This is a genomic window from Terribium retamae (genome assembly GCF_022347545.1).
GTDB lineage: Bacteria > Pseudomonadota > Alphaproteobacteria > Rhizobiales > Rhizobiaceae > Mesorhizobium > Mesorhizobium retamae.
This window is the reverse complement of sequence record NZ_JAKREW010000012.1, coordinates 74,257-94,376: the sequence shown is the minus strand read 5'-3', so window position 1 is coordinate 94,376 and position 20,120 is coordinate 74,257. Positions and strand designations below refer to the sequence as shown.

Genomic DNA, 20,120 nt, shown 5'->3' with positions numbered 1-20,120 from the left:
ACTAAAACCAAGCGGAGGACTTAGATGAAATTCGATCGCAGAACATTTGCCAAGCTGGCCTTCGGCCTGCTCGGCGCGACAGCGCTGGGCTTCTCGCCAGCGCTGGCGCAAGATAAGCCGGCGCCGTTCGACAAGCCAGGCCAGGTCAAGATCGCGCTGGTGCGCTATCTCTCGACAGGCGACTTCTTCCAGGCCTATCTCGCCGGCGTGGAATCGCAGGCGAAGGCGCTTGGCGTTGACCTTCGCGTGCTGGATTCCAAGCAGGACGCGGCCCTCCAGGCTGACATGGTCGACCAGGCGATCGCGCTCGGCGTCAATGGCATCATCATCCAACATGGCCTGACGGAATCGATGAAGGAAGCGGCCCAGCGCGCGGTCGACGCCGGCATCAAGGTGGTGGCCTTCGACGTCAACGTCGAAAACCCCAAGATCCCGCAGATCGAGCAGTCGGATCGCGACCTTGCCCGTCTCGCGCTGGAACAGGCGATCAAGGACAACGGCGAAAGCTGGAAGGCCGGCTACGTCTATGTCGCCGGCATTGCCCCGCTCGACCGCCGCAACGAGACCTGGGTGGAGTTCAAGAAGAAGTATTCGGGCATCAAGGAAGCCGCGCAGTTCGGCACTCTTGATAACCCGATCGCCAACTCGGTCGCCAACCAGGCTCGTTCGGTGCTGTCGGCCAACCCCGACATCAAGGTGATGTTCGCCCCCTATGACGAATTCGCCAAGGGCGTAAAGATCGCGGTGGACGAAGCCGGCCTCTCGAAGGACATCAAGATCTATTCCGCTGATATCTCTACCTCCGACATCGCTGCCATGCGTGAGCCCGACAGCGCCTGGGCGGCCACCGCCGCCACTAATCCGGCCGTCGTCGGCCAGGTCTCGGTGCGTGCGCTGGCTCAGCTTCTGGCCGGTGAAGATCCGGGCAAGAGCGTGATTGTGCCGCCAACGCTGATCACCCAGAAGGAACTGGTCGAGAAGGACATCAAGAACATGGAAGAACTCTCGGCCAAGCTGCCGCAGTTCGCTCATGCCGATGTCGCCATGCCGAAGTGGATGCCGAACCCGAACGCCAAGTAAGCGACGGGAAATTGCGAAAGGAAAGCAGCCCGCTTCGGCGGGCTGCTTTTTTGTTGCGTCTGGCAAAGATCCGCAGCCTGGTCGAAACCGCTCGCTTGCACACGAGAAACAATAATGGGCGCCCTGGCGGACGCCCATTATTGTTTCAGGGGCGATCAATCTCTCCGCCGAGGCAGAGAGCAAATCGCATTACCTCAGCGCCGCGGCGATGTTACCGCCGTCGACAGTCGTCACATCCGCGGTGGTGCGCTCGGCCAGTGCCTGATGCAGGAAAGCCTGGGCAACGTCGTCGGCCGTGACTTCCTGGCCGAGCAGATTGCCGGACATATAGTCCTTCTCCGAGAGGCCACGCGCCGTCGAGCGGCTGGCGATCATGGCATCGGTCAATAGCCCGGAACGGATGCGGTCGGCGTTGACAGCGTTCGAACGGATGCCGATCGAGCCATATTCCAGCGCATATTGGCGTGACAGGAACAGCGTCGCGGCCTTGGGCAGACCATAGGCGCCGAACTTGGCACCCGGGTTGACCGCCTGCTTGGAGGCATTGAACAGCAGCACGCCGCCGGTGCCTTGCTCGCGCATGATGCGCACCGCGTTCTGCGCCACGCTCTGATGCGAGAAGAAGTTGAGTTCGAAGCTCTTGCGCAGCAGCGCGTCGTCGATGTCGGCGATCATGCCCTCCCAGGCAGCGCCTGCATTGGAAACAACGATGTCAATGCCGCCGAACACCTTCACCGCCTGATCGAAGGCAGCACGCACCTCGGCCGGGTTGGTGATGTCGGCACCGACGCCGATCGAATTGTTGCCGGCAGCCTTGGCCGCTTCGGCAGCCTTGGCAGCGTCGAGGTCGACCACGACGACATGCGCGCCTTCCCGGGCGAAGGCCTTGGCGGTGGCCGCACCAATGGCACCGGCGCCGCCGGTGACCAGCACGATCTGGCCGGTCAAAGGCTTCGGCTTGTTGGAAGCGAGCTTGGCCTGTTCGAGCGACCAGTATTCGAGCGGGAACAGGTCGGACTTGGCGAGCGGACGGAAGGTACCGACGCTGGCCGCGCCCTTGACCGCCTCGATCCACATCTCGCCGACGTCGGAAGCGATCTTGGCGTCCTTCAGCGTGCGGCCGTGACCGAACATCCCGAGCCCCGGCACCAGCGACAGGCGCGGCATCGGGTCGAGCATGGTGCGCTTGACGTCGTCCAGCGCGTCGTTCTCTTCGAAATAGCGGGTGTACTCGGCCATGTAGGCTGCGACACGCTTGCCGATCTCGGCCTTGTAGCCGGCGAGATCCGAAGCATCCGGCGCCGGGAGCACCATCGGCCCGGTCTTTATGCGGATAGACAGGTCCGGCGTCGAAACACCGGCGGCGGCGTAATCTGCAATGGCCGCCGAGTTGACGAATTCCAGAATGGCCTCCGAGGTGCGGAAATCACTGACCATGCGGTCAAAGCGTCCCTCGCCCTTGGCGACAGCGACAGCGCCGCGCAACATGGAGGCGACCTCTTCCGGCTTCGCCAGCTTGGCCGGCAACGACGCAGGCTTCAGCGGGTTGCTGCCGTTCTTGGCGACATAATCCTCGGCCATCGTCACATAATGGATCATGCGATCGTAAGCCTGCCTGGCATCGTCACCGAAAGTGAAGATGCCATGCTTGTCGAGGATGAGGCCCTCGACGCTCGGATCGGCGTCGTAGACCTCGGCCGCGACCTTGGCGAGGTCGAAGCCCGGCTTGATGTAGGGCACGAAGCCCATCTTGTCGCCGAACACTTTCTTGGACAGCGCCTCGCTGTCGCCACCCTGGTCGACAATGGCCAGGATGGCGGTGGAATGGGTGTGGTCGATGAATTTGTGCGGCAGGAAGGCATGCAGCAGCGTCTCAACCGAGGGGTTCGGGGAGGACGGATCGATCAGGTTGGCGCGTTGCAACGCGACCATGTCCTCATCGCCGAGGCTCTCCAGCTTGCGCGCCTTGAGCAGCGCGCCGAGCTTCACCGCCGGCAGGCCCTGCGGCTCGATGACGGCCATGTCCCAGCCGCTGCCCTTGACACAGAGCACATCCCATTCATCGCCTACGAAGTCGGTGACCTTGGTCTTCACAGACGTGTTGCCGCCGCCGTGCAGGACAAGCCTCGGCTCGCCGCCGAGCAGCCGTGTCGTGTAGACCCGCAGCGCCAGATCACGTCCCACGCCCTTTGCCGCATAGGTCTTCACCACGTTCTCGGCTTCGGCGTCGTTCCAGAGATTTTTCATCGGGTCGTCCACATCATTGGTTCAGGTTGCATGCACAAGTCTCCGGCAGACCTCTCGGCCTGCCGGATCGATCGTTGGATTGTTATAGGTCCGGCCGATCTTGCTTTTGCGACAGACGGGCGCCGGGTGCATCGAGCAGCCGCCGCGCCACGCCGGCCGGGAGTACGAGATGCGAACAAAGGCCACCGGCAAGTGCCGCCTGCAGCGGCTCTAGCTTGTTGTCTTCCTGCACCACCATCATGCGCTTGGGGATGGCACGCATCGATGCGAGATCGGCGGAAATGACACGGCGGTTGTAGTCGCAGTCGAGCAGGTTGCCGGCAGTGTCGATAAGCTGGCCGGCGATCACGCCGGCCGCGCCCTGATCGCGCAGCGCAAACATTTCGGCAGGCGTCAACGCACCGCATTTGACGATGTGGCTTTCGGCATCGATCGTACCCACCGAAAACAGCGCCAGGTCGCAATGTGCTACCAGTGAGAGCTGTTCCCGGATCACCGGCTCGTCCCGCAACTCGCGCGCCAGCCTTTCAGAGCTCAGCGACAGCGGCGCATAGAAATTGAGGCCCTTGGCATTGAGACGGCGCGCAATCTCCATGGTGCACTGGTCCGGGCGCTGCGAATAAGGCGCGCCGAGATTGCCGCACAACTGTACAACGGTGACATCCTGCAAGTCTGCAAACGACATCACATCGGCAACCGCATAGACGGTGCGCCCCCAGGCGACGCCGACATGGTCGCCGCGATTGACGAGTTCGAGGAAGACACCTGCCGCAAGAGCCGGCACCTCCACGCTCGCATCGAGCGCCTGGCGATCCTGTGGCGCGATCCAGACGGTCGTGAGCCCGAACGCATCCTCCACTTCGCGCGCCAGCGTATCTTCGGTGAAGAGTTGGGTGGATGTGGAGATATTGACGATGCCTGTCTCGCGCGCCTTGCGCAGATAGGTTGCGACAGAAGCCCGCGAGATATCGAGCTTCTTCGCCACCTCGTCCTGGCGAAGCCCATGCGTGTAATAAAGCCACGCCGCCTTGTGAATGATCTGATCTGCCGCCCGGATCGCCATGGGTCGAAATCTCGTTTTCGACATTATTCACGACGACTGACAAAAGTCAAACCAGCTTGTCGGGGCAGGAATGTGCATTTCCCCAAGGTGACTATAAGCTGGATTGCCGGTGCCGACAAAGTTGCAACTGGAAGCTGTTCAGCAAGGGTTCATACCTTGCTTCTTAAGAGCACCGCAGGGAGACAGTCCGGCCGGCGCACATCCTCAATTAGAACCCGGCCAACCACGGAAAGGATTGCCACGATGAACCTCAACCGTCGCCACATGATCGGCCTGGTGGCAGCCGCCTTTGCCTTGCCGGCAATGCAGGCTGAAGCGCGCGCCATGACGCTGAGCGGTACTGTGACCTATCGCGAACGGATGATGCTGCCGCCGAATTCGACGGTCGAGGTTTCGCTCGTAGACGTCTCGCTGGCCGACGCGCCGTCAAAGACCATCGCCCGCCACGTCATCCGCCGCGCCCGTGCAAGCCCGATCCGCTACCGTCTGGCATTCGATTCGAGCCAGATCCGCAAAGGTCGCACCTATGCGTTGCAGGCCCGCATTACCCAGGGCAAGCAGCTGCTGTTCATCAACACGACGCGGCATACGGTTTTCGACGGCGGGCCGAACAACACCGAAATCCGCGTCGAGCGTGTTGCCGGTGAACCGAGCACCGAGCTCGGCATTGCCGGCGAATGGCTGGCCGAGGACATCAACGGCCGCGGCGTCATCGACAATCTGCAGACCACCCTCAAGATCGACGCCAACGGCTCCGTGTCCGGCAAGGGCGGCTGCAACGGCTATGGCGGCAGCGCAAAGATCACCGGCAACCGTATCCGCTTCGGCTCTTTGATGAGCACCCAGATGGCTTGCGCCCCGGCGATCATGGACCAGGAAAGCAAGTTCCACGCAGCGCTCGGCGAGGCACGGAGCTGGCGCATCGACCAGCGCCGCCGCAAGCTCACCTTGCTGGACAGGCGCGGCCGTGCCGTAGCGGTGCTCGCGCGCATAGGCTGACTGCCATCAACAAAAAGGCCGGTCAGGCGAAACCTGACCGGCCTTCCTTATCCACCACTTGATTTGCTGATCCTGCTCTACGCCCTCGGATCAGCTTTGGAGCGCTGCTCCAACCAGCTGACCAGCCGAACCAACGGCCACAGGAACAGCAGATAGATCAGGGCCGCGCCCACCAGCGGCGTCGGGTTGGCCATCAAAGCCTGCGCGTCGGTCGCCTGCTTGAGCAAGTCCGGCATCGCCACCACGGAGGCCAGCGCGGTGTCCTTGAAGATGGAAACCGCATTGCTGGTCAAGGGCGGCACGACGATACGCAGGGCCTGCGGCAGGATCACCTTGCGCATGGCTGTCCAGAACGGCAGACCGAGCGCTGCGGCCGCCTCGAACTGTCCCTTGGGGATGTTCTCGATGCCGGCACGGCAGACTTCCGCCGTGAAGGCGCCCAGCACCATGGAGAGGGCGAGCGTCGCCGAGGTGAAGGCCGACAGGCGGATGCCGACAAAGGGCAGCGCGTAGTAGATCATGATCAGGACCACCAGGATCGGCGTCGCACGGAAGATGTCGATGAAGCCCACTGCCAGCAGGCGTAGCGGCTTCGGCGCATAGAGCCGCATCAGGCAGACGCCCAGACCGAGCAGTCCACCGAACACGATCGCTGCGCAACCGAGCAGCAGCGTGTTGCCCAACCCCCTGATCAGCATCGGGAAGGCGCGGACGAGAACATCCCAGTTGAAGAAGGTTTCTAGCAATCCCATCGTGACGATCCGTCCGCGTTGTTACGCTGGTCCCGGCTTCGGGCAATCCGGCGCTCCAGCAGCAACCATGTTGGTCCCGGTCACAGCTTTAGCCCATCGATCTGCCGGCGGCAGCCTTCTGGACAACACGATGCCGGCGGCGCCCAACGTGTCGCCGCCGGCATCGGCCAAGCTCGCCGGGCTCACTGAGCCTGTGGAATAGGCAGAATCTTGTTGGTCGAGGAATCCGCGGCAGCGTCTGCACCCAGCCACTTCTTGTGAAGTGCGGCCATGGTGCCATCCTTCTTGATGTCATCGATGGCGCCGTTGACCTTTTCGAGCAGCGGCGAACCCTTCTTCATCATGATGCCGAACTTGTCGCCGGTCGGGATCGCCGTCACCACGCCCATGTCAGGCATCTTGGTGAAGGCGAACTGGAAACCGGCGATGTCGCCGATGGCACCGTCGAGACGGCCCGACTGCACGTCGAGTATGAGGTTCTGCTGTGTGTCGTAGCCGCGATATTCCTTGATGCCATACTTTTCGGTGTTGGCCTTGATCCAGGCCTCTCCGACCGAAGCCGAGATGGCGCCAACCGTCTTGCCCTTCATATCTTCCAGCGTCTTCAGCGTGGTGTCCTTTTTGGCCACCAGCGCGATGTCGCTGTCGTAATAGCCTTGCGTGAAGGTCTGGTTCTGCAGGCGATCGTTGTTGATGGTGATCGAAGAGATGGCAAGATCGATGCGGCCCGACACGGTCGCCGAAAACAGCGCCTGGAAGCCGAGGTCCTGGATTTCGACGTCCGAGCCGATGCGCTTGCCGATCTCCTTGACGAGGTCGACTTCGAAACCCTCGAACTGGCCATTCTCGAGCTTGTTTTCCCATGGCGGGTTGGCCGGATAGGCGCCCACCAGCAGCGTTTCGGCATATGCCAGCGACACAGGCCCGAGGCCCAACGTCAGCGCCGCGACGACGCCGATCAGATTGCGGCGATTGAGAAGCATTTTTGGTTCCCCTTCTATTTATCCGCCGGTTCGTTGCGGCGGGATGGGTCTGGCTGGACGCGACCCTTCGTCATGAAAGTGCGGACACCATGCGGGCGGCCGCTTCCCGGATCTGATCCGGGTCGCGTAGCACACACATCCTAAGGAAAGAGCGCGACGCATCGCCGAACAGGTAGCCCGGCGACAAGCCGACGCGCGCCTTGTCGATGATACGCATGCAGGCTTCTCGCGAATCCTCCTGCCCTTCGAAGGCAAAGAAGGCATACATGCCGCCCTTCGGCTTGGAGGGCAGGATGATGCCATCCAGCCTGGCCAAAGCGTCATAGGCGATGTCGAGGCCGAGCCGCGCCCGCTCGCGGATTTCGGACACCAGCGGCTCGCCCTGGCGCAACGCTGCCTCGGCCCCCGCCTGCACGAAGGCGGCGGTGCCGCTGTTGGCATACTGGGTCATGGCAGCAAGCTGGTCGGCGACGCCGGTCGGATGCGACAGCCAGCCAATGCGCCAGCCGGTCATCGCCCAGGCTTTGGAAAAGGAATTGACTACAAGGATACGATCGTCGTCCTCTGCGATCTGCAACATGGAGGGTGCGACCTCACCTTCGAAATAGAGCCGGCCATAGACTTCGTCGGAGACGATCCAGATGCCGGTGCGCCGCGAAAAATCAAGCAGGGCCTGGAGTTCCTCACGGGTCGCCGTCCAACCCAGCGGGTTGCTCGGCGTCGACAGGAAAATGGCGCGTGTGCGGGCATCGCAACGCGCGAACACCGCGTCGAGATCCAGTCGCCATTCGCCGTCAAAGGCGAGCGCCACCGGCCTCGGCTCGCCGCCGACAAAGTGAATGGCGTTGTGAATGTTGGGCCATTGCGGCTCAATGTAGACGGCATTGGTGCCGACATCGATCAGCAATTCCATCGCCAGCATCACCGCGTGCATACCGCCGGGCGTTATGGTCGAGCGCTCCACCGCGATCGGCCGGCCGTGCAGCCTGCTCTGATATTCGGAAAGCGCGGCTGTCAACGAGCCGAGACCGCGCATATTCGGAATGTAAAAAGTCTGACCGGCATCGAGCGACGCCTTGGCGGCATCGATGATGAAGCCCGGCGTCACCATGTCGCCTTCGCCGTACCAGAGAGGAATGACATCGCCGAGGCTTTGTGCCTTGGCGGCGAGTTGCGCGATGTTTTCGGTACGCAGGTCCTGGATCTGTGGCCGAATGCCCTCGAGCGGCGGGAAAGGCCGGACATTCGCCGGGTAGGCGGATGCGCGACTTCTGCTCAAGGTCATATGCCAACTCCTCCCAAAGACACGCCGGACACGCCGGAGTGAAGCGCATGTTCCTGCACGCTCGACCTCAATTAACTCGCACAATATAACGCATGAAACAGTATACTGTTCAAGCCTAAAATTTTTTGTTGAACCGCTTGCGCTCAACCCAGAATAAGGGCTAGCTTCGCAAAAATTCGCCGTTTTTAGCCATTCTCGCCGGGCACAGATCGAACATTGCAAACCTTTCACGGCAAAAATTGGCGAGAAACAGTATACTGATTTCGGAGGATCTAATGTCGGACGAGAGACCATTCAAAGGCTCCGGCGGCAGCCTGCGCGCTCAGGTGTATGAGGATATCCGCGATCGCATTCACCGCGGCGCACTGGGTCCCAATGACCGGCTGGTCGATGTCGAGATAGCGGGCAGTCTCGGCGTCTCCCGCATGCCGGTACGCGAAGCTTTGCTGCAGCTTACGCATGAGGGCTATCTCGTCGGTACCACACGCGGCTTCATGCTACCGACCCTGACGCCGGCCGATGTTGCCAACATCTTCGAAGTTCGGCGCTGCCTCGAGCCCCGCGCCGCCGCCCATGCTGCGCGCACACTCGACGCGGCAGGCATGGAGCGCCTGGCAGCAGCGCTGAAAGACGCCGAGGAAGCGGTAGCGACCGCCGACGCCGAACTACTGTTCCAGGCAAATGTCCGCTTCCGCCGCTCCTGGCTCGAAGCCGTCGACAATGACCGACTGGCTTCGGCCATCGCCCGCTTCGCCGACCATGTGCAGGTCGTGCGTCTCGGCACACTCACGCATCAGCCGACTCAGGCGATCGTGCTTGCCGGCATGCGCAGGCTCTACGACGCCTTCGCGAGCCGCGACTCGATGGCCGCTTTCGACCACATGACCACCTTCATCCAGCATGCCGAAGAGCGTTTCGTCACGCTGACCAGGGCAATGGAAACCGCCAATGACGAGGGCCGGCGCTCTCAGGGACAGTCGCAATGATCAAGCCACATCCGCTCAAGGGCCCGAACAAATTCAAGCTCGGCGTCTTTTCCATGAACGCCGACGGCGGCCTGGCAATGACCACTGCGCCCGAGCGCTGGCGCGCCCGCTGGGACGACAATCTCAACGCCGCCCGCATCGCCGACAGTGCCGGGCTCGAGTTCCTGTTGCCGATCGCGCGCTGGCGTGGTTTCGGCGGCGTCACCCACGCACGCGAATGGTCGTTCGAGACCTTCACCTGGGCGGCGGGCCTGGCGACCGCCACGGAGAACATTGCCCTGTTCATGACCGTGCATGTGCCGCTGGTACACCCACTACAGGCCGCCAAGGCACTCGCCACCGTCGACCATATTTCCGGCGGCCGCGCGGGGCTCAACATCGTTTGCGGCTGGAACCCTGACGAATTCGCCATGTTCGGTCAAACGGTGGGCGAGCGCACCTACGACCAAGCCGAAGAGTGGATCACCATCATCGAACGTGCCTACAAGTCGCGCGAACCATTCGACTTCGCTGGGGAATTCTATGACCTGAAGGGTGTGGTGAGCCGACCCGCCAGCCTGCAGGCACCACGTCCGGTGACGATGAACGCAGCCTTCGGCGCTCCCGGCCGCAACTATGCGGCGCGCCATTGCGACTATCTGTTTTCGACCTTTTCCGAGATTTCGGAAGGCCGTGCTCATGTCGTCGACATCGCCAACCGTGCCGCTGAAGTCGGGCGCGATGTCGGTGTCTATACGGTCTGTCACGTGGTTTGTCGCGAAACGCAGCAGGAGGCCGAGGACTACTATCGCCGCTATGCCCTCGAACTCGCCGACAAGGGTGCCGTCGACGAGCATATGAAGAAAAAGAAGGAATTCGCCCATTCCCACGACGACAAGGCATTCACCGAATACCGGCAGCGCTTTGCAGGCGGCGCGGGCACCTATCCGCTGGTCGGCACGCCGGAGAAGATCGTCGACGACCTGATCCGGATCATGGAGCAAGGCTATGCGGGCGCAGCTCTCTCCTTCGTCAACTACACCTACGACCTGCCCTTCTTCTGCGACCGCGTGCTGCCGCTGATGCGCCAGGCCGGGTTGAGGATGAACTGATGGACGTTGCAACCGGTGCATTTTCCGCGCACGGCACAGTCGATCCGCGCGGCTTCAAGCAAGGCATGCGCGCGATGGCCGGAGCCGTCGCGATTCTGGCCGCTGAAGATGCCGAGCACAGTTGCTTCGGACTGACGGCGACCGCCGTCTGCTCGTTCAGCGCCGAGCCACCCTCGCTGCTCGCCTGCGTGCACAGAAACAGCACTTTCGCTTCACTGACACGGCAGGACATGGCCTTTTCCGTCAACCTGCCGGCGGCGGATCAGGAAAATGTCGCACGCGTCTTCGGCGGCATGACGACGGCCAAGGGCGTAGCCCGCTTCTCTGCGGGTTCCTGGGTCCGCGGCGAAGCCGGTGCACCTCTGTTGGTTGGTGCCCGCGCCGTGTTCGAATGCCGGGTTGGTGAGATCGTCGCGCGCGCCTCGCATCTGATCCTGATCGGGCTCGTGACCAAAGTGACGCTCGACCGTGTCGAGCGCGACCCGATCTTCTACGCCCACGGGCGCTTTCTCACCACCAATAGCCAATAACGGAGACCAGCCGATGTCCCCTGTCCTGTCCGGTCGGCTGAAGACCCGTCTTGCCGCCAATGAACAGCTTGGCCTGGTCTGGCTGACGCTCGGCCATGCCTCGATCACCGAAATGGCGGCGCATTCCGGCGCCGACGCCCTTGTCGTCGACCTGCAGCACGGCTTGTGGGATCGCCGCTCGCTGGAAACGACGGTCGGCATTGCTGTCGGCACGGCTCCAGTGATCGCGCGCGTGGCAGACGGCTCGACAACAGCGATCGGCAATGCGCTGGACGCCGGTTGCGACGGCGTGCTGGTGCCGTTGATCGAAAGCCGCGATCAGGCCGAACAAGCGATATCGGCCGCCCGCTTTCCGCCGCACGGCCATCGCTCTGGCGGCGGCGTGAGGCCGCTGTCCATGGGGTTCGGTGCCTATCTCGAACGGGCGGGCCATGTCGCAGTCGGCCTCATGATCGAAACCGCCGCAGGTGTCGAACAGGCAGAGGCTATCGTAACCACGCCTGGACTGGACTTCGTGCTGATCGGCACCGGCGATCTCGGCATTTCCTATGCAGCGCGTGGCGGAGACGGCGACGCGACGGAGGCAGGCTGCCTCCATGTAAAGGAAGCCTGCGCCAGAGCCGGCGTGCCTTGCGGCATCTTCACCGGCAATGTCGACAAAGCGCTCGAACGGCGGGCCGAAGGCTATCACCTCGTGGTGCTCGCCTCCGATGTCGATGTGGTGCGCGATGCCTTCAACGGTGTGGTGCGCGATTTCGCCGGAGCGGCAGCATGAAACGGCCCTTTCGCGAACGGCTGGAATTTGACGGTGCCGACGGTCAGGTGCTCGACGAAAGCCGCCGCTACATGTTGATGCGGCCCGAGGCACTGATGGGCCTATTCCGCCGCCTGGACGACGAAACCCGGCAAAGGGCGCTGGACGCGCTCGCGGCTTCGGTGATCGAGATGGGTGGCGACAGTGCGCGTGCCTACAAGGTACATGGCGGAGGCGATGTTGGCGCCTTGCTGTCGACCGTGGCCAACACCGCGCCCGATCTTGGTTGGGGTGTCTGGTCTTTCGCGCATGGACCTTCGGGCATCGAACTCACGGTCCGAAACAGTCCCTTTGCGGCCGGCTACGGACCTGCATCACAACCCGTATGTCATGCCATCGCAGGCATGGCGACCGCGGTCGGCCGCATGGTGATGGACAGCGACGATGTCATCGCACGCGAAATCGAATGTAGCGCGTGCGGCGCCGCGGCCTGCCGCTTCGAGGCACATCAGATCTGACGTTGGCCTTACCCCTCCAGCAAGGTCCGGGTGAGTGGATGAGCGGCATCCGCCAGCCCATCGATAACGCTGAAATGATGGCGATCGGGCTCGGCGTAGAAGCCTGTCGAGGCTCCGAGACCGGTCCAGATGTTGGCGAGCAGCTCGGACTGGCGGATGAATTCCGAGCGTTCACCACCGCCCACCCAGCAGACGAGCCGTGCGCCATCCATCGGCGACAGCAGGACCGGGCTCTCGACGGCGGCTTCGGCAGCGTCGATCTTGAGCGTCTTGTTCATCCCCGTATTCATGATGGGGCGAAGGTCATGCACGCCCGACAACGAGACCGTGTTGATGATACGGCGACGCACCGCGTCCGCCAGCGGCGACGTTGCCGAGATCATGCGCGTGACCAGATGGCCGCCGGCCGAGTGACCGGTCAGGCGGATATCACCAGCAACCAGTTCCGCCGCCTTCGTTATGGCTGCGCCGATCTCGGCGGAGATCCGACTGATGCGAGCCTCGGGCGCCAGCGTATAGGACGGCATCGCCACCGCATGGCCACTTTCGACGGCACCGCGCGCCAGGTGTGACCAGAAGCTCTTGTCCAGCGCCATCCAGTAGCCGCCATGCACGAAGACGACGAGGCCCTTGGGTGTACCAACCGGCAGAAAGAGGTCGAGCCGATTGCGGGTTTCCGGTCCATAACCGATGTCGAGTTGCGCTCGGTCTGACGCCACCAATTCGTCGCGATAGGCCGCTGCCGGAGCTACCCAGGCCTCGGGCCAGCGATCGCCACCCGCAATGTTGGCGCCATTGGTGTAGGCGTTGTCCCAGTCGACGATCTTGTGAACGACCATGTTCGCTGTCTCTCCCCTGCCTGTTCCGGCTGGCATCCTCAGCCTCTACAATAGGCAAGCGCCGAGCCAGCGCAACGATAAACTTTATGCTTGAAATAACTCTGGCGCTATGCGAGCGTTTCCATTAGCGGAACGGATGGACATGCAGTCAGGCGTCTTCAACACCGCCGGGTAACAAGGCCGCGTCAAGACGGTCGGCGCAAATTTTACGGAAGCTGGGAGATCAGACGAGATGCTTGGGCCAACGGCGCATACCGACACGTTTGCACGAGACAATCTCCCGCCTCCGGATCTTTGGCCTGATTTCCTGCTCGACGGTTTCGAGTATCCCGATCACATCAATGCCGCCGTCGAACTCACCGACCGCATGGTCGAAAAGGGCTTTGGCGACCACACCGCATTGATCGGGAACGGTCGCCGCCGCACCTACAAGGAGCTGGCCGACTGGACCAGCCGGCTGGCGCATGCGCTGGTCGAAAACTACGGCGTCAAGCCCGGCAATCGCGTGCTGATCCGTTCGGCCAACAACCCTGCCATGGTGGCCTGTTGGCTTGCCGCGACCAAGGCCGGTGCCGTCGTGGTCAACACCATGCCGATGCTGCGCGCCGGTGAACTCGCTCAAATCGTCGACAAGGCTGAAATCACACTGGCGCTTTGCGACACCAGGCTGATGGAAGAGATGGTGGCCTGCGCCAAGCAAAGCAAATTCCTGAAGCAGGTCATCGGCTTCGACGGCACCGCCAATCACGATGCGGAACTCGACCGTGTCGCGCTCGACAAGTCGGTGCGCTTCGATGCGGTCAAGACCGGCCGTGACGACGTCGCGCTGCTCGGCTTCACTTCCGGCACCACCGGCATGCCCAAGGCGACGATGCATTTTCATCGTGACCTCCTCATCATCGCCGACGGCTACGCCCGCGAGGTGCTGAGCGTTACACCGGACGACATTTTCATCGGATCGCCGCCCCTCGCCTTTACCTTCGGGCTCGGCGGACTGGCGATCTTCCCGCTGCGGTTCGGCGCGGCCGCGACCCTGCTGGAGAACGCCTCACCACCCAACATGGTCGAGATCATCCAGACCTATCGCGCCACCGTCTGCTTCACCGCACCGACTGCCTATCGCGCCATGCTGGCGGCGATGGACAAGGGCGCCGATCTCTCATCGCTGCGTGCCGCCGTTTCCGCCGGCGAAACGCTGCCCGCGCCGGTCTACGAAGAATGGATGGAGAAGACCGGCAAGCCGATGCTCGACGGCATCGGTGCAACCGAGATGCTGCACATCTTCATTTCCAACCGTTTCGGCGATTCCAAACCGGCCTGCACAGGGAAGCCCGTCACAGGTTACGAGGCCAAGATCGTCGATGAAAACATGAACGAAGTGCCGCGCGGCGAAGTCGGCCGGCTTGCCGTGCGCGGACCGACCGGCTGCCGCTATCTGGCCGACGACCGCCAACTGAAATATGTGCGCAATGGCTGGAACCTGACCGGCGATTCCTTCTTCCAGGACGAGGATGGTTATCTGCACTTCGCCGCACGCTCAGACGACATGATCATCTCGGCCGGCTACAACATCGCCGGACCGGAGGTCGAGGCAGCGCTCCTGTCCCACGCCGACGTCAAGGAATGCGCCGTCATCGGCGCGGCCGATGAGGAGCGTGGCCAGATCGTGCAGGCGCATGTCGTGCTGGTGGAAGGCGTGGCGGCCGATGAGCTGACCACAAAGCGCCTGCAGGACCATGTCAAGGCAACCATCGCGCCCTACAAATACCCACGCTCGATCAAGTTCATCGATGCGCTGCCGAAAACCCAGACCGGCAAAATCCAACGTTTCCGCTTGAAAGACACGCACTGACCATGACCGACTTCGCAAGGACGCGCAGCCTCTTCCACATGCCGGACGGCGTGTTCTATCTCGACGGCAACTCGCTGGGACCGTTGCCGAAAAGCGCCACCCGGCGCGTGCAGGAGATGATGACCGCGCAGTGGGGCGAACAGCTGATCCGCGGCTGGAACGCATCCGGCTGGATGATGCAGCCGCGCAGGCTCGGTGACCGCATCGGCAAGCTGATCGGCGCCCCGGAAGGCACCGTCGTCGTCGGCGACACGCTGTCGATCAAGGTCTACCAGGCACTTGCCTCCGCACTGGAGCTCAATCCGTCGCGGCGCGTCGTGCTGTCCGACAATGGCAACTTCCCGTCCGATCTCTATATGGCGCAGGGCCTGCTGGGTTCGCTCGACAAGGGCTACGAATTAAAGGTGGTCGATCCGGAAGAAGTCGAAGCAGCGATCGACGAAAGCGTCGCCGTTTTGATGATCACCGAGGTGGACTACCGGACCGGCCGCCTGCACGACATGAAGAAGCTGACAGCTAAAGCACATGCCGCCGGCGTGCTGACCGTGTGGGATCTCGCGCATTCGGCCGGCGCGCTTGTGGTCGATCTCGAAGGCGCCAAAGCGGATTTCGCCGTCGGCTGCACTTACAAATATCTTAATGGCGGCCCCGGCGCCCCGGCCTTCATCTATGTCGCGCCAGAGCATGCCGGCAAGGTGCGCCCTGCCCTGTCCGGCTGGCTCGGCCACGAAAGCCCCTTCGCCTTCGACCTCGACTATCGCTCGGGGGCCGGCATCGACCGCATGCGGGTCGGTACGCCGGCGGTGATCGCGATGGCGGCGCTCGATGCGGCGATGGATGCCTGGGAAGGCGTTTCGATGGCCGATGTCCGCAAGCAGTCGATCGCGCTCGCCGATCTCTTCATCCACGAGGTAGAAGCGCGCTGCCCTGAGCTCACGCTCGCCTCGCCGCGCAATGGCGCGGAACGCGGCAGCCAGGTCTCGTTCCGCCATCCGGAAGGCTACGCCATCATGCAAGCGCTGATCGCGCGCGGCGTGATCGGCGATTTCCGTGCGCCCGACGCGGTGCGCTTCGGCTTCACGCCGCTTTATATCGGTGAGCAGGAAGTGCTCGGCGCGGTCGGCGTTCTGGAAGACGTCATGAACAACCGGCGCTGGGACGAGCCACAGTACCGCAAGAAAGCCCTGGTGACATGAGCAAACCCTACGATCCTTCCCAGGAAGGTGCGCAGATGTCGTTCAAGGAACGCATGTCCTATGGTGACTATCTGCACCTCGAACGCGTGCTCGATGCGCAGGAGCCACTTTCCACCGCGCATGACGAACTGCTCTTCATCGTGCAGCACCAGACGTCCGAGTTGTGGATGAAGCTGGCGATCCACGAGATCCGCTCGGCCATGCGCGAAATCCGATCCGACAGGCCGCAGCCGGCATTCAAGATGCTGACGCGTGTGGCGCGTATCTTCGAGCAGTTGAACAATTCCTGGGACGTGCTTCGCACCATGACCCCCAGTGAATACACCGAGTTTCGCAATTCGCTCGGCCAGTCGTCAGGCTTCCAGTCCTATCAGTATCGTGCGGTCGAATTCCTGGTCGGCAACCGCAACACCGCCATGCTCGGTCCGCATGCGCACCAGCCGGACCTGATCGCCAAGCTCGAGGAGATCCTGGCGGAGCCCAGTCTCTATGACGAGGCGCTGTTGCTTCTGTCGCGCAACGGCTTCGACATCGGTGCCGACGCCACTCGCACCAGTTGGCGCGAGACGCGCGAGGAGAACCCGCAGGTGCTCGAAGCCTGGAAAGCGGTCTATGCCGCGCCGCAGAAATATTGGGATCTCTACGAACTCGCCGAAAAGCTCGTCGACTTCGAGGACTACTTCCGGCGCTGGCGTTTCAATCACGTCACCACGGTGGAACGGATCATCGGGCTGAAACGCGGCACCGGCGGCACCGGTGGCGTTTCCTACCTGCGCAAGATGCTGGAAGTCGTGCTGTTCCCGGAACTGTGGACCGTTCGCACGGTTCTCTAAAGTAAAGCCGGCGGACAGAGCCGCCGGCGTTTTGGTTCCCAGTTCAGAATACGATCAATCCGGAACGACCGCGGTCGCCTGGATTTCCACAAGCGCGTCGTCCTCGATCAGACCCGACACCTGAACCACTGCCATAGCGGGGAAGTTGCGGCCCATGGTCGCCTTCCATGCCGCGCCGATCTCCTTCAGCGAAGAGGAGTAGGCTTTGCGGTCGATCACGTACCAGGTCATGGTCGTGATGTGCTCGGGGCCGGCGCCGCCCTCACGCAGGATGGCGATGACGTTCTCAAGCGTCTGGCGGATCTGGCCCGGCAAATCATGCACCTCGAACTTGCACTGGCTGTTCCAGCCGATCTGGCCGCCGACGAAGATGGTCCGGCCGCGCGCTTCCATGCCGTTGGCATAGCCGATCGGCTTCGCCCAGCCTTCGGGTTGCAGCACCCGGTGCGGCGTCGTGGCGGCTTTGTGTTCGGAGATTGCGGTCAAAGTCATGTCTACTCCAGTCATTTCGCGCTCTTCATCAGCTCGCGGCCGATGATGAGCTTCTGAACTTCGGTTGCGCCCTCATAGATGCGCAGTGCTCGGATCTCGCGATACAGCGTCTCGGTGATCTCGCCGACACGCACGCCGCGGCCGCCGAACATCTGCAGCGCCTGGTCGATCACCCATTGCGCGTTTTCCGTGGCCGTCATCTTGGCCATCGCCGCTTCGCGGGTGATCGGCAGTTTCTGCACGTCGCGCCGCCAGGCGGTGCGCACGGTCAGGAGCGACGCGGCATCGATCGCCGTTGCCATTTCACCCAGCGTGCTTTGCGCGGTCGGCAGATCGGCAAGCGTGGCGCCGAACATTTTTCGTGACTTGGCGTGGGCTACCGCCTCATCGAGAGCACGGCGTGCAAAGCCGAGTGCTGCAGCAGCAACGGACGGGCGGAAGATGTCCAGCGTGCGCATGGCGATCTTGAAGCCCTCACCCGGCTGGCCGAGCAGGTTCGCGGCCGGCACGCGGCAGTTGTCGAAGCGGATGCGGGCCAGCGGATGCGGCGCGATCGTCTCGATGCGCTCTGCGATATGGAAACCCGGCGTGTCTGCATAGACGACGAAGGCGGAGATGCCGCGCGTGCCTGGAGCTTCGCCGGTGCGGGCAAAAACGGTATAGACGTCGGCGATGCCGCCGTTGGAGATGAAGACCTTCTCGCCGTTGAGCACGAACTCGTCGCCCTGACGCTCGGCCGACGTGCTCATCGCTGCAACGTCGGAGCCTGCTTCCGGTTCGGTCAATGCGAAGGCCGAGATCAATTCGCCCTTGGCGATCTTCGGAAGGATCGCCTGCTTGATCTCAGGCGATCCGGACAGGCTGATGGCGCCGGTTCCCAATCCCTGCATGGCGAAGGCGAAGTCGGCCAGCCCGTCTGCATAAGCGAGCGTTTCCCGGATCAGGCAGAGCGAACGGCTGTCGATTTCCGCCGCCATGCCGCCGAATTCCGCCGGCACGCAATGGCGCAGGAAACCGCCGGCGCCGAGTTTGCGAACCAGCCCCTTGCAGGCGCCGTCGGCATCGTGATGGTCGATATGGCCAAGGCCGCCGCCGGCAACGAAGTGATCAAGCTCGCCGGCAAGCTTCCTATGGTTCTCGGCGAAGAACGGCCAGTCGAGATGATCCCGCGTCGGGCCGCCGGAGCGCAGCGGATTGTCCATGGTCAGTTCCCTTCGAAAACCGGCTTCGTCTTGGCTGCGAAGGCTTCAAACGCGCGGCGGAAGTCGCCCGTCGCCATGCAGATGGCCTGCGCCTGCGCTTCGGATTCGATCAGCTCCTCGATGCCCATCGACCATTCCTGGTCGAGCATCTTCTTGGTCATGGAATGCGCGAACCACGGCCCATCGGCGAGATTGCGGGCGAAGCGCTGTGCCTCGGCCAACATAACGGGACGGTCATGCAGCGCGTTGTAGAAGCCCCACGCATGGCCTTCTGCGGCCGACATCGAGCGGCCGGTGAACAGAAGTTCTGCGGCCCGGCCCTGGCCGATGATGCGCGGAAGAATGCCGCAGGCGCCCATGTCGGCGCCGGCCAGACCGACGCGGGTGAACAGGAAGGCCGTCTTGGCCTCCGGCGTCGCGACACGGTAGTCGGCGCTCATCGCCAGGATCGCACCTGCGCCGGCGCAGATGCCGTCGACGGCGGCGATGATCGGCTGAGGGCAGGCGCGGATCTGGCGCACCAGATCGCCGGTCATGCGGGTGAAGGCCAGCAGCTCCGGCATCGCCATCTTGGTCAGCGGCTCGATGATCTCGAATACGTCACCGCCGGAGCAGAAATTGTCGCCGGCTCCGGTCAGGACGATGGCGCGGACGTCGCTGGCTTTGTGCAGCGAACGGAACAGGTCGCCCAGTTCCTCATAGCTTTCGAAGGTCAGCGGGTTCTTGCGCTCCGGCCGGTTGAGCGTGATCGTGGCGACACGGCCGTCCGCATCGGTCTCGAACAGGAAGTGCTTGGCCTTGTGGCCCTTGAAGGGGCGCTTTTTGTCCAGCATCGCGTCGGTCATCGCTCATTATCCTTGCTTGATTCCAGCACGCCTATCGGCGTGCAGGCTTGCTTGCTTCCGGCACGCCCGTCGGCGTGCCGGGCTGTCGTCCTGTTATGCGGGCCGGTCGTCAGTCGTTGGCCGACGGAGGCAGGAAATCCACGTCATGCTCAGCTGAGAGCCGCACCACTTCCTCGACATCGGTGAGGTTGTGCAGCTTCTTGAACAGATCTTCGAGCCGGCCGGCTGGCGACACCCAGAACAGCGCACGCGCTGGCTTGTCCGACTTGTTGAAATAGCCGTGCGGGATGCCGCGAGGCATGCGCACCAGATCGCCGGCCCTGGCCGTGAACCACTTGCCGTCGAGCTTCAGTTCCAGCTGTCCTTCCTGGACGAGGATGAACTCCTCCTGCGTCGGATGAATGTGGACCGGCACGAACTGACCAGCTTCGCTGTTGGTCTCGAAAGCAAAGCTGGAAGCGCAGGTCGCCTTTGGAAAATAACGCTGGCCGAGAATGTTCCACTCGGTCGCTTCATAACCGGTGCCGTTTTCCGTGATGCCCTTTTCCAATGCTTTGTCAGTCATGTGTTCCT

The 20,120-nt window shown here is 62.7% G+C and carries 20 protein-coding genes; 10 read left to right on the top strand and 10 right to left on the bottom strand.

Annotated features, from left to right (window positions below; genetic code table 11):
• The first annotated feature begins 24 nt into the window (after positions 1–24).
• Positions 25–1,080, top strand: a complete 1,056-nt coding sequence (locus L4923_RS14415) for a substrate-binding domain-containing protein (protein ID WP_239366179.1) — start codon at positions 25–27, stop codon at positions 1,078–1,080.
• A gap of 189 nt (positions 1,081–1,269) precedes the next feature.
• Here the strand turns inward: L4923_RS14415 and L4923_RS14410 are convergent, their stop codons facing one another.
• Together L4923_RS14410 and L4923_RS14405 are read right to left on the bottom strand one after the other, a co-directional pair.
• The gene (locus L4923_RS14410; protein ID WP_239366178.1) at positions 1,270–3,327 is read right to left on the bottom strand and encodes a bifunctional aldolase/short-chain dehydrogenase; all 2,058 of its coding nucleotides are present in this window, start codon (positions 3,325–3,327) and stop codon (positions 1,270–1,272) included.
• An 82-nt stretch (positions 3,328–3,409) separates the two neighbouring features.
• The gene (locus L4923_RS14405; RefSeq protein WP_239366177.1) at positions 3,410–4,390 is read right to left on the bottom strand and encodes a sugar-binding transcriptional regulator; all 981 of its coding nucleotides are present in this window, start codon (positions 4,388–4,390) and stop codon (positions 3,410–3,412) included.
• A 243-nt stretch (positions 4,391–4,633) separates the two neighbouring features.
• Between L4923_RS14405 and L4923_RS14400 the strand changes: the two genes are divergently transcribed.
• Positions 4,634–5,389, top strand: coding sequence for a YbaY family lipoprotein (locus L4923_RS14400; protein WP_239366175.1), 756 nt, complete (start codon positions 4,634–4,636; stop codon positions 5,387–5,389).
• 77 nt (positions 5,390–5,466) lie between these two features.
• On the opposite strand, the gene L4923_RS14395 is transcribed toward L4923_RS14400, so the two are convergent.
• The 3 genes from L4923_RS14395 to L4923_RS14385 all read right to left on the bottom strand — a co-directional run bounded on the left by L4923_RS14395 (position 5,467) and on the right by L4923_RS14385 (position 8,409).
• Complete coding sequence (locus tag L4923_RS14395; RefSeq protein ID WP_239366173.1) at positions 5,467–6,141, bottom strand: amino acid ABC transporter permease; 675 nt, start codon at positions 6,139–6,141, stop codon at positions 5,467–5,469.
• A 182-nt stretch (positions 6,142–6,323) separates the two neighbouring features.
• On the bottom strand, positions 6,324–7,124 hold the full coding sequence (locus tag L4923_RS14390; RefSeq protein ID WP_239366171.1) for an ABC transporter substrate-binding protein: 801 nt from the start codon (positions 7,122–7,124) through the stop codon (positions 6,324–6,326).
• Between the two features lie 70 nt (positions 7,125–7,194).
• The gene (locus L4923_RS14385; protein ID WP_239366169.1) at positions 7,195–8,409 is read right to left on the bottom strand and encodes a pyridoxal phosphate-dependent aminotransferase; all 1,215 of its coding nucleotides are present in this window, start codon (positions 8,407–8,409) and stop codon (positions 7,195–7,197) included.
• 275 nt (positions 8,410–8,684) lie between these two features.
• Between L4923_RS14385 and L4923_RS14380 the strand changes: the two genes are divergently transcribed.
• From L4923_RS14380 to L4923_RS14360, 5 genes are read left to right on the top strand one after another with little or no spacing between them, the layout of a single operon-like run.
• Entirely contained in the window at positions 8,685–9,395 is a 711-nt protein-coding gene (locus L4923_RS14380; RefSeq protein WP_239366168.1) for a GntR family transcriptional regulator, read from the top strand.
• Complete coding sequence (locus L4923_RS14375) at positions 9,392–10,486, top strand: LLM class flavin-dependent oxidoreductase (RefSeq protein ID WP_129410939.1); 1,095 nt, start codon at positions 9,392–9,394, stop codon at positions 10,484–10,486. The genes L4923_RS14380 and L4923_RS14375 overlap by 4 nt, the downstream gene beginning before the upstream one ends.
• The gene (locus tag L4923_RS14370) at positions 10,486–11,016 is read left to right on the top strand and encodes a flavin reductase family protein (RefSeq protein ID WP_239366167.1); all 531 of its coding nucleotides are present in this window, start codon (positions 10,486–10,488) and stop codon (positions 11,014–11,016) included. The genes L4923_RS14375 and L4923_RS14370 overlap by 1 nt, the downstream gene beginning before the upstream one ends.
• Before the next feature lie 13 nt (positions 11,017–11,029).
• Positions 11,030–11,791 (top strand): HpcH/HpaI aldolase family protein, encoded by a 762-nt coding sequence (locus L4923_RS14365; RefSeq protein WP_239366165.1) that lies wholly within the window; start codon positions 11,030–11,032, stop codon positions 11,789–11,791.
• Complete coding sequence (locus tag L4923_RS14360) at positions 11,788–12,288, top strand: V4R domain-containing protein (protein ID WP_239366163.1); 501 nt, start codon at positions 11,788–11,790, stop codon at positions 12,286–12,288. Before L4923_RS14365 ends, L4923_RS14360 begins: the two co-directional genes overlap by 4 nt.
• Positions 12,289–12,296: 8 nt before the next feature.
• On the opposite strand, the gene L4923_RS14355 is transcribed toward L4923_RS14360, so the two are convergent.
• Complete coding sequence (locus L4923_RS14355) at positions 12,297–13,127, bottom strand: alpha/beta hydrolase (RefSeq protein WP_239366161.1); 831 nt, start codon at positions 13,125–13,127, stop codon at positions 12,297–12,299.
• Between the two features lie 232 nt (positions 13,128–13,359).
• On the opposite strand from L4923_RS14355, the gene L4923_RS14350 reads away from it, so the two are divergent.
• The 3 genes from L4923_RS14350 to kynA are packed head-to-tail and all read left to right on the top strand — an operon-like array spanning position 13,360 to position 17,008.
• Positions 13,360–14,979, top strand: a complete 1,620-nt coding sequence (locus tag L4923_RS14350) for an AMP-binding protein (RefSeq protein ID WP_239366159.1) — start codon at positions 13,360–13,362, stop codon at positions 14,977–14,979.
• A gap of 2 nt (positions 14,980–14,981) precedes the next feature.
• Positions 14,982–16,175: a kynureninase gene (gene kynU, locus L4923_RS14345; RefSeq protein WP_239366157.1), complete on the top strand. Its 1,194-nt coding sequence runs from the start codon at positions 14,982–14,984 to the stop codon at positions 16,173–16,175.
• Positions 16,172–17,008 carry a tryptophan 2,3-dioxygenase gene (kynA, locus tag L4923_RS14340; RefSeq protein WP_239366154.1) on the top strand — a complete coding sequence of 279 codons (837 nt, stop codon included), beginning with the start codon at positions 16,172–16,174 and terminating at the stop codon, positions 17,006–17,008. The genes kynU and kynA overlap by 4 nt, the downstream gene beginning before the upstream one ends.
• Positions 17,009–17,062: 54 nt before the next feature.
• Here kynA and L4923_RS14335 read toward each other — a convergent pair whose 3' ends face one another.
• The 4 genes from L4923_RS14335 to L4923_RS14320 form a co-directional block, all read right to left on the bottom strand.
• Positions 17,063–17,500 carry a RidA family protein gene (locus tag L4923_RS14335; protein WP_239366151.1) on the bottom strand — a complete coding sequence of 146 codons (438 nt, stop codon included), beginning with the start codon at positions 17,498–17,500 and terminating at the stop codon, positions 17,063–17,065.
• A gap of 11 nt (positions 17,501–17,511) precedes the next feature.
• On the bottom strand, positions 17,512–18,702 hold the full coding sequence (locus L4923_RS14330) for an acyl-CoA dehydrogenase family protein (RefSeq protein ID WP_239366148.1): 1,191 nt from the start codon (positions 18,700–18,702) through the stop codon (positions 17,512–17,514).
• Positions 18,703–18,704: 2 nt separating this feature from the next.
• Positions 18,705–19,547 carry an enoyl-CoA hydratase family protein gene (locus tag L4923_RS14325; RefSeq protein WP_239366145.1) on the bottom strand — a complete coding sequence of 281 codons (843 nt, stop codon included), beginning with the start codon at positions 19,545–19,547 and terminating at the stop codon, positions 18,705–18,707.
• A 109-nt stretch (positions 19,548–19,656) separates the two neighbouring features.
• Positions 19,657–20,112 carry a cupin domain-containing protein gene (locus L4923_RS14320; protein ID WP_239366142.1) on the bottom strand — a complete coding sequence of 152 codons (456 nt, stop codon included), beginning with the start codon at positions 20,110–20,112 and terminating at the stop codon, positions 19,657–19,659.
• Positions 20,113–20,120 lie beyond the last annotated feature (8 nt).

Coding starts and splice junctions, on each gene's coding strand:
- L4923_RS14375 (WP_129410939.1), top strand. CDS start 9,392: ATGATCAAGCCACATCCGCTCAAGGGCCCGAACAAATTCAAGCTCGGC.
- L4923_RS14385 (WP_239366169.1), bottom strand. CDS start 8,409: ATGACCTTGAGCAGAAGTCGCGCATCCGCCTACCCGGCGAATGTCCGG.
- L4923_RS14410 (WP_239366178.1), bottom strand. CDS start 3,327: ATGAAAAATCTCTGGAACGACGCCGAAGCCGAGAACGTGGTGAAGACC.
- L4923_RS14370 (WP_239366167.1), top strand. CDS start 10,486: ATGGACGTTGCAACCGGTGCATTTTCCGCGCACGGCACAGTCGATCCG.
- L4923_RS14355 (WP_239366161.1), bottom strand. CDS start 13,127: ATGGTCGTTCACAAGATCGTCGACTGGGACAACGCCTACACCAATGGC.
- L4923_RS14415 (WP_239366179.1), top strand. CDS start 25: ATGAAATTCGATCGCAGAACATTTGCCAAGCTGGCCTTCGGCCTGCTC.
- L4923_RS14360 (WP_239366163.1), top strand. CDS start 11,788: ATGAAACGGCCCTTTCGCGAACGGCTGGAATTTGACGGTGCCGACGGT.
- L4923_RS14350 (WP_239366159.1), top strand. CDS start 13,360: ATGCTTGGGCCAACGGCGCATACCGACACGTTTGCACGAGACAATCTC.
- L4923_RS14330 (WP_239366148.1), bottom strand. CDS start 18,702: ATGGACAATCCGCTGCGCTCCGGCGGCCCGACGCGGGATCATCTCGAC.
- L4923_RS14400 (WP_239366175.1), top strand. CDS start 4,634: ATGAACCTCAACCGTCGCCACATGATCGGCCTGGTGGCAGCCGCCTTT.
- L4923_RS14335 (WP_239366151.1), bottom strand. CDS start 17,500: ATGACTTTGACCGCAATCTCCGAACACAAAGCCGCCACGACGCCGCAC.
- L4923_RS14320 (WP_239366142.1), bottom strand. CDS start 20,112: ATGACTGACAAAGCATTGGAAAAGGGCATCACGGAAAACGGCACCGGT.
- kynA (WP_239366154.1), top strand. CDS start 16,172: ATGAGCAAACCCTACGATCCTTCCCAGGAAGGTGCGCAGATGTCGTTC.
- L4923_RS14395 (WP_239366173.1), bottom strand. CDS start 6,141: ATGGGATTGCTAGAAACCTTCTTCAACTGGGATGTTCTCGTCCGCGCC.
- L4923_RS14325 (WP_239366145.1), bottom strand. CDS start 19,547: ATGACCGACGCGATGCTGGACAAAAAGCGCCCCTTCAAGGGCCACAAG.
- kynU (WP_239366157.1), top strand. CDS start 14,982: ATGACCGACTTCGCAAGGACGCGCAGCCTCTTCCACATGCCGGACGGC.
- L4923_RS14405 (WP_239366177.1), bottom strand. CDS start 4,390: ATGGCGATCCGGGCGGCAGATCAGATCATTCACAAGGCGGCGTGGCTT.
- L4923_RS14365 (WP_239366165.1), top strand. CDS start 11,030: ATGTCCCCTGTCCTGTCCGGTCGGCTGAAGACCCGTCTTGCCGCCAAT.
- L4923_RS14380 (WP_239366168.1), top strand. CDS start 8,685: ATGTCGGACGAGAGACCATTCAAAGGCTCCGGCGGCAGCCTGCGCGCT.
- L4923_RS14390 (WP_239366171.1), bottom strand. CDS start 7,124: ATGCTTCTCAATCGCCGCAATCTGATCGGCGTCGTCGCGGCGCTGACG.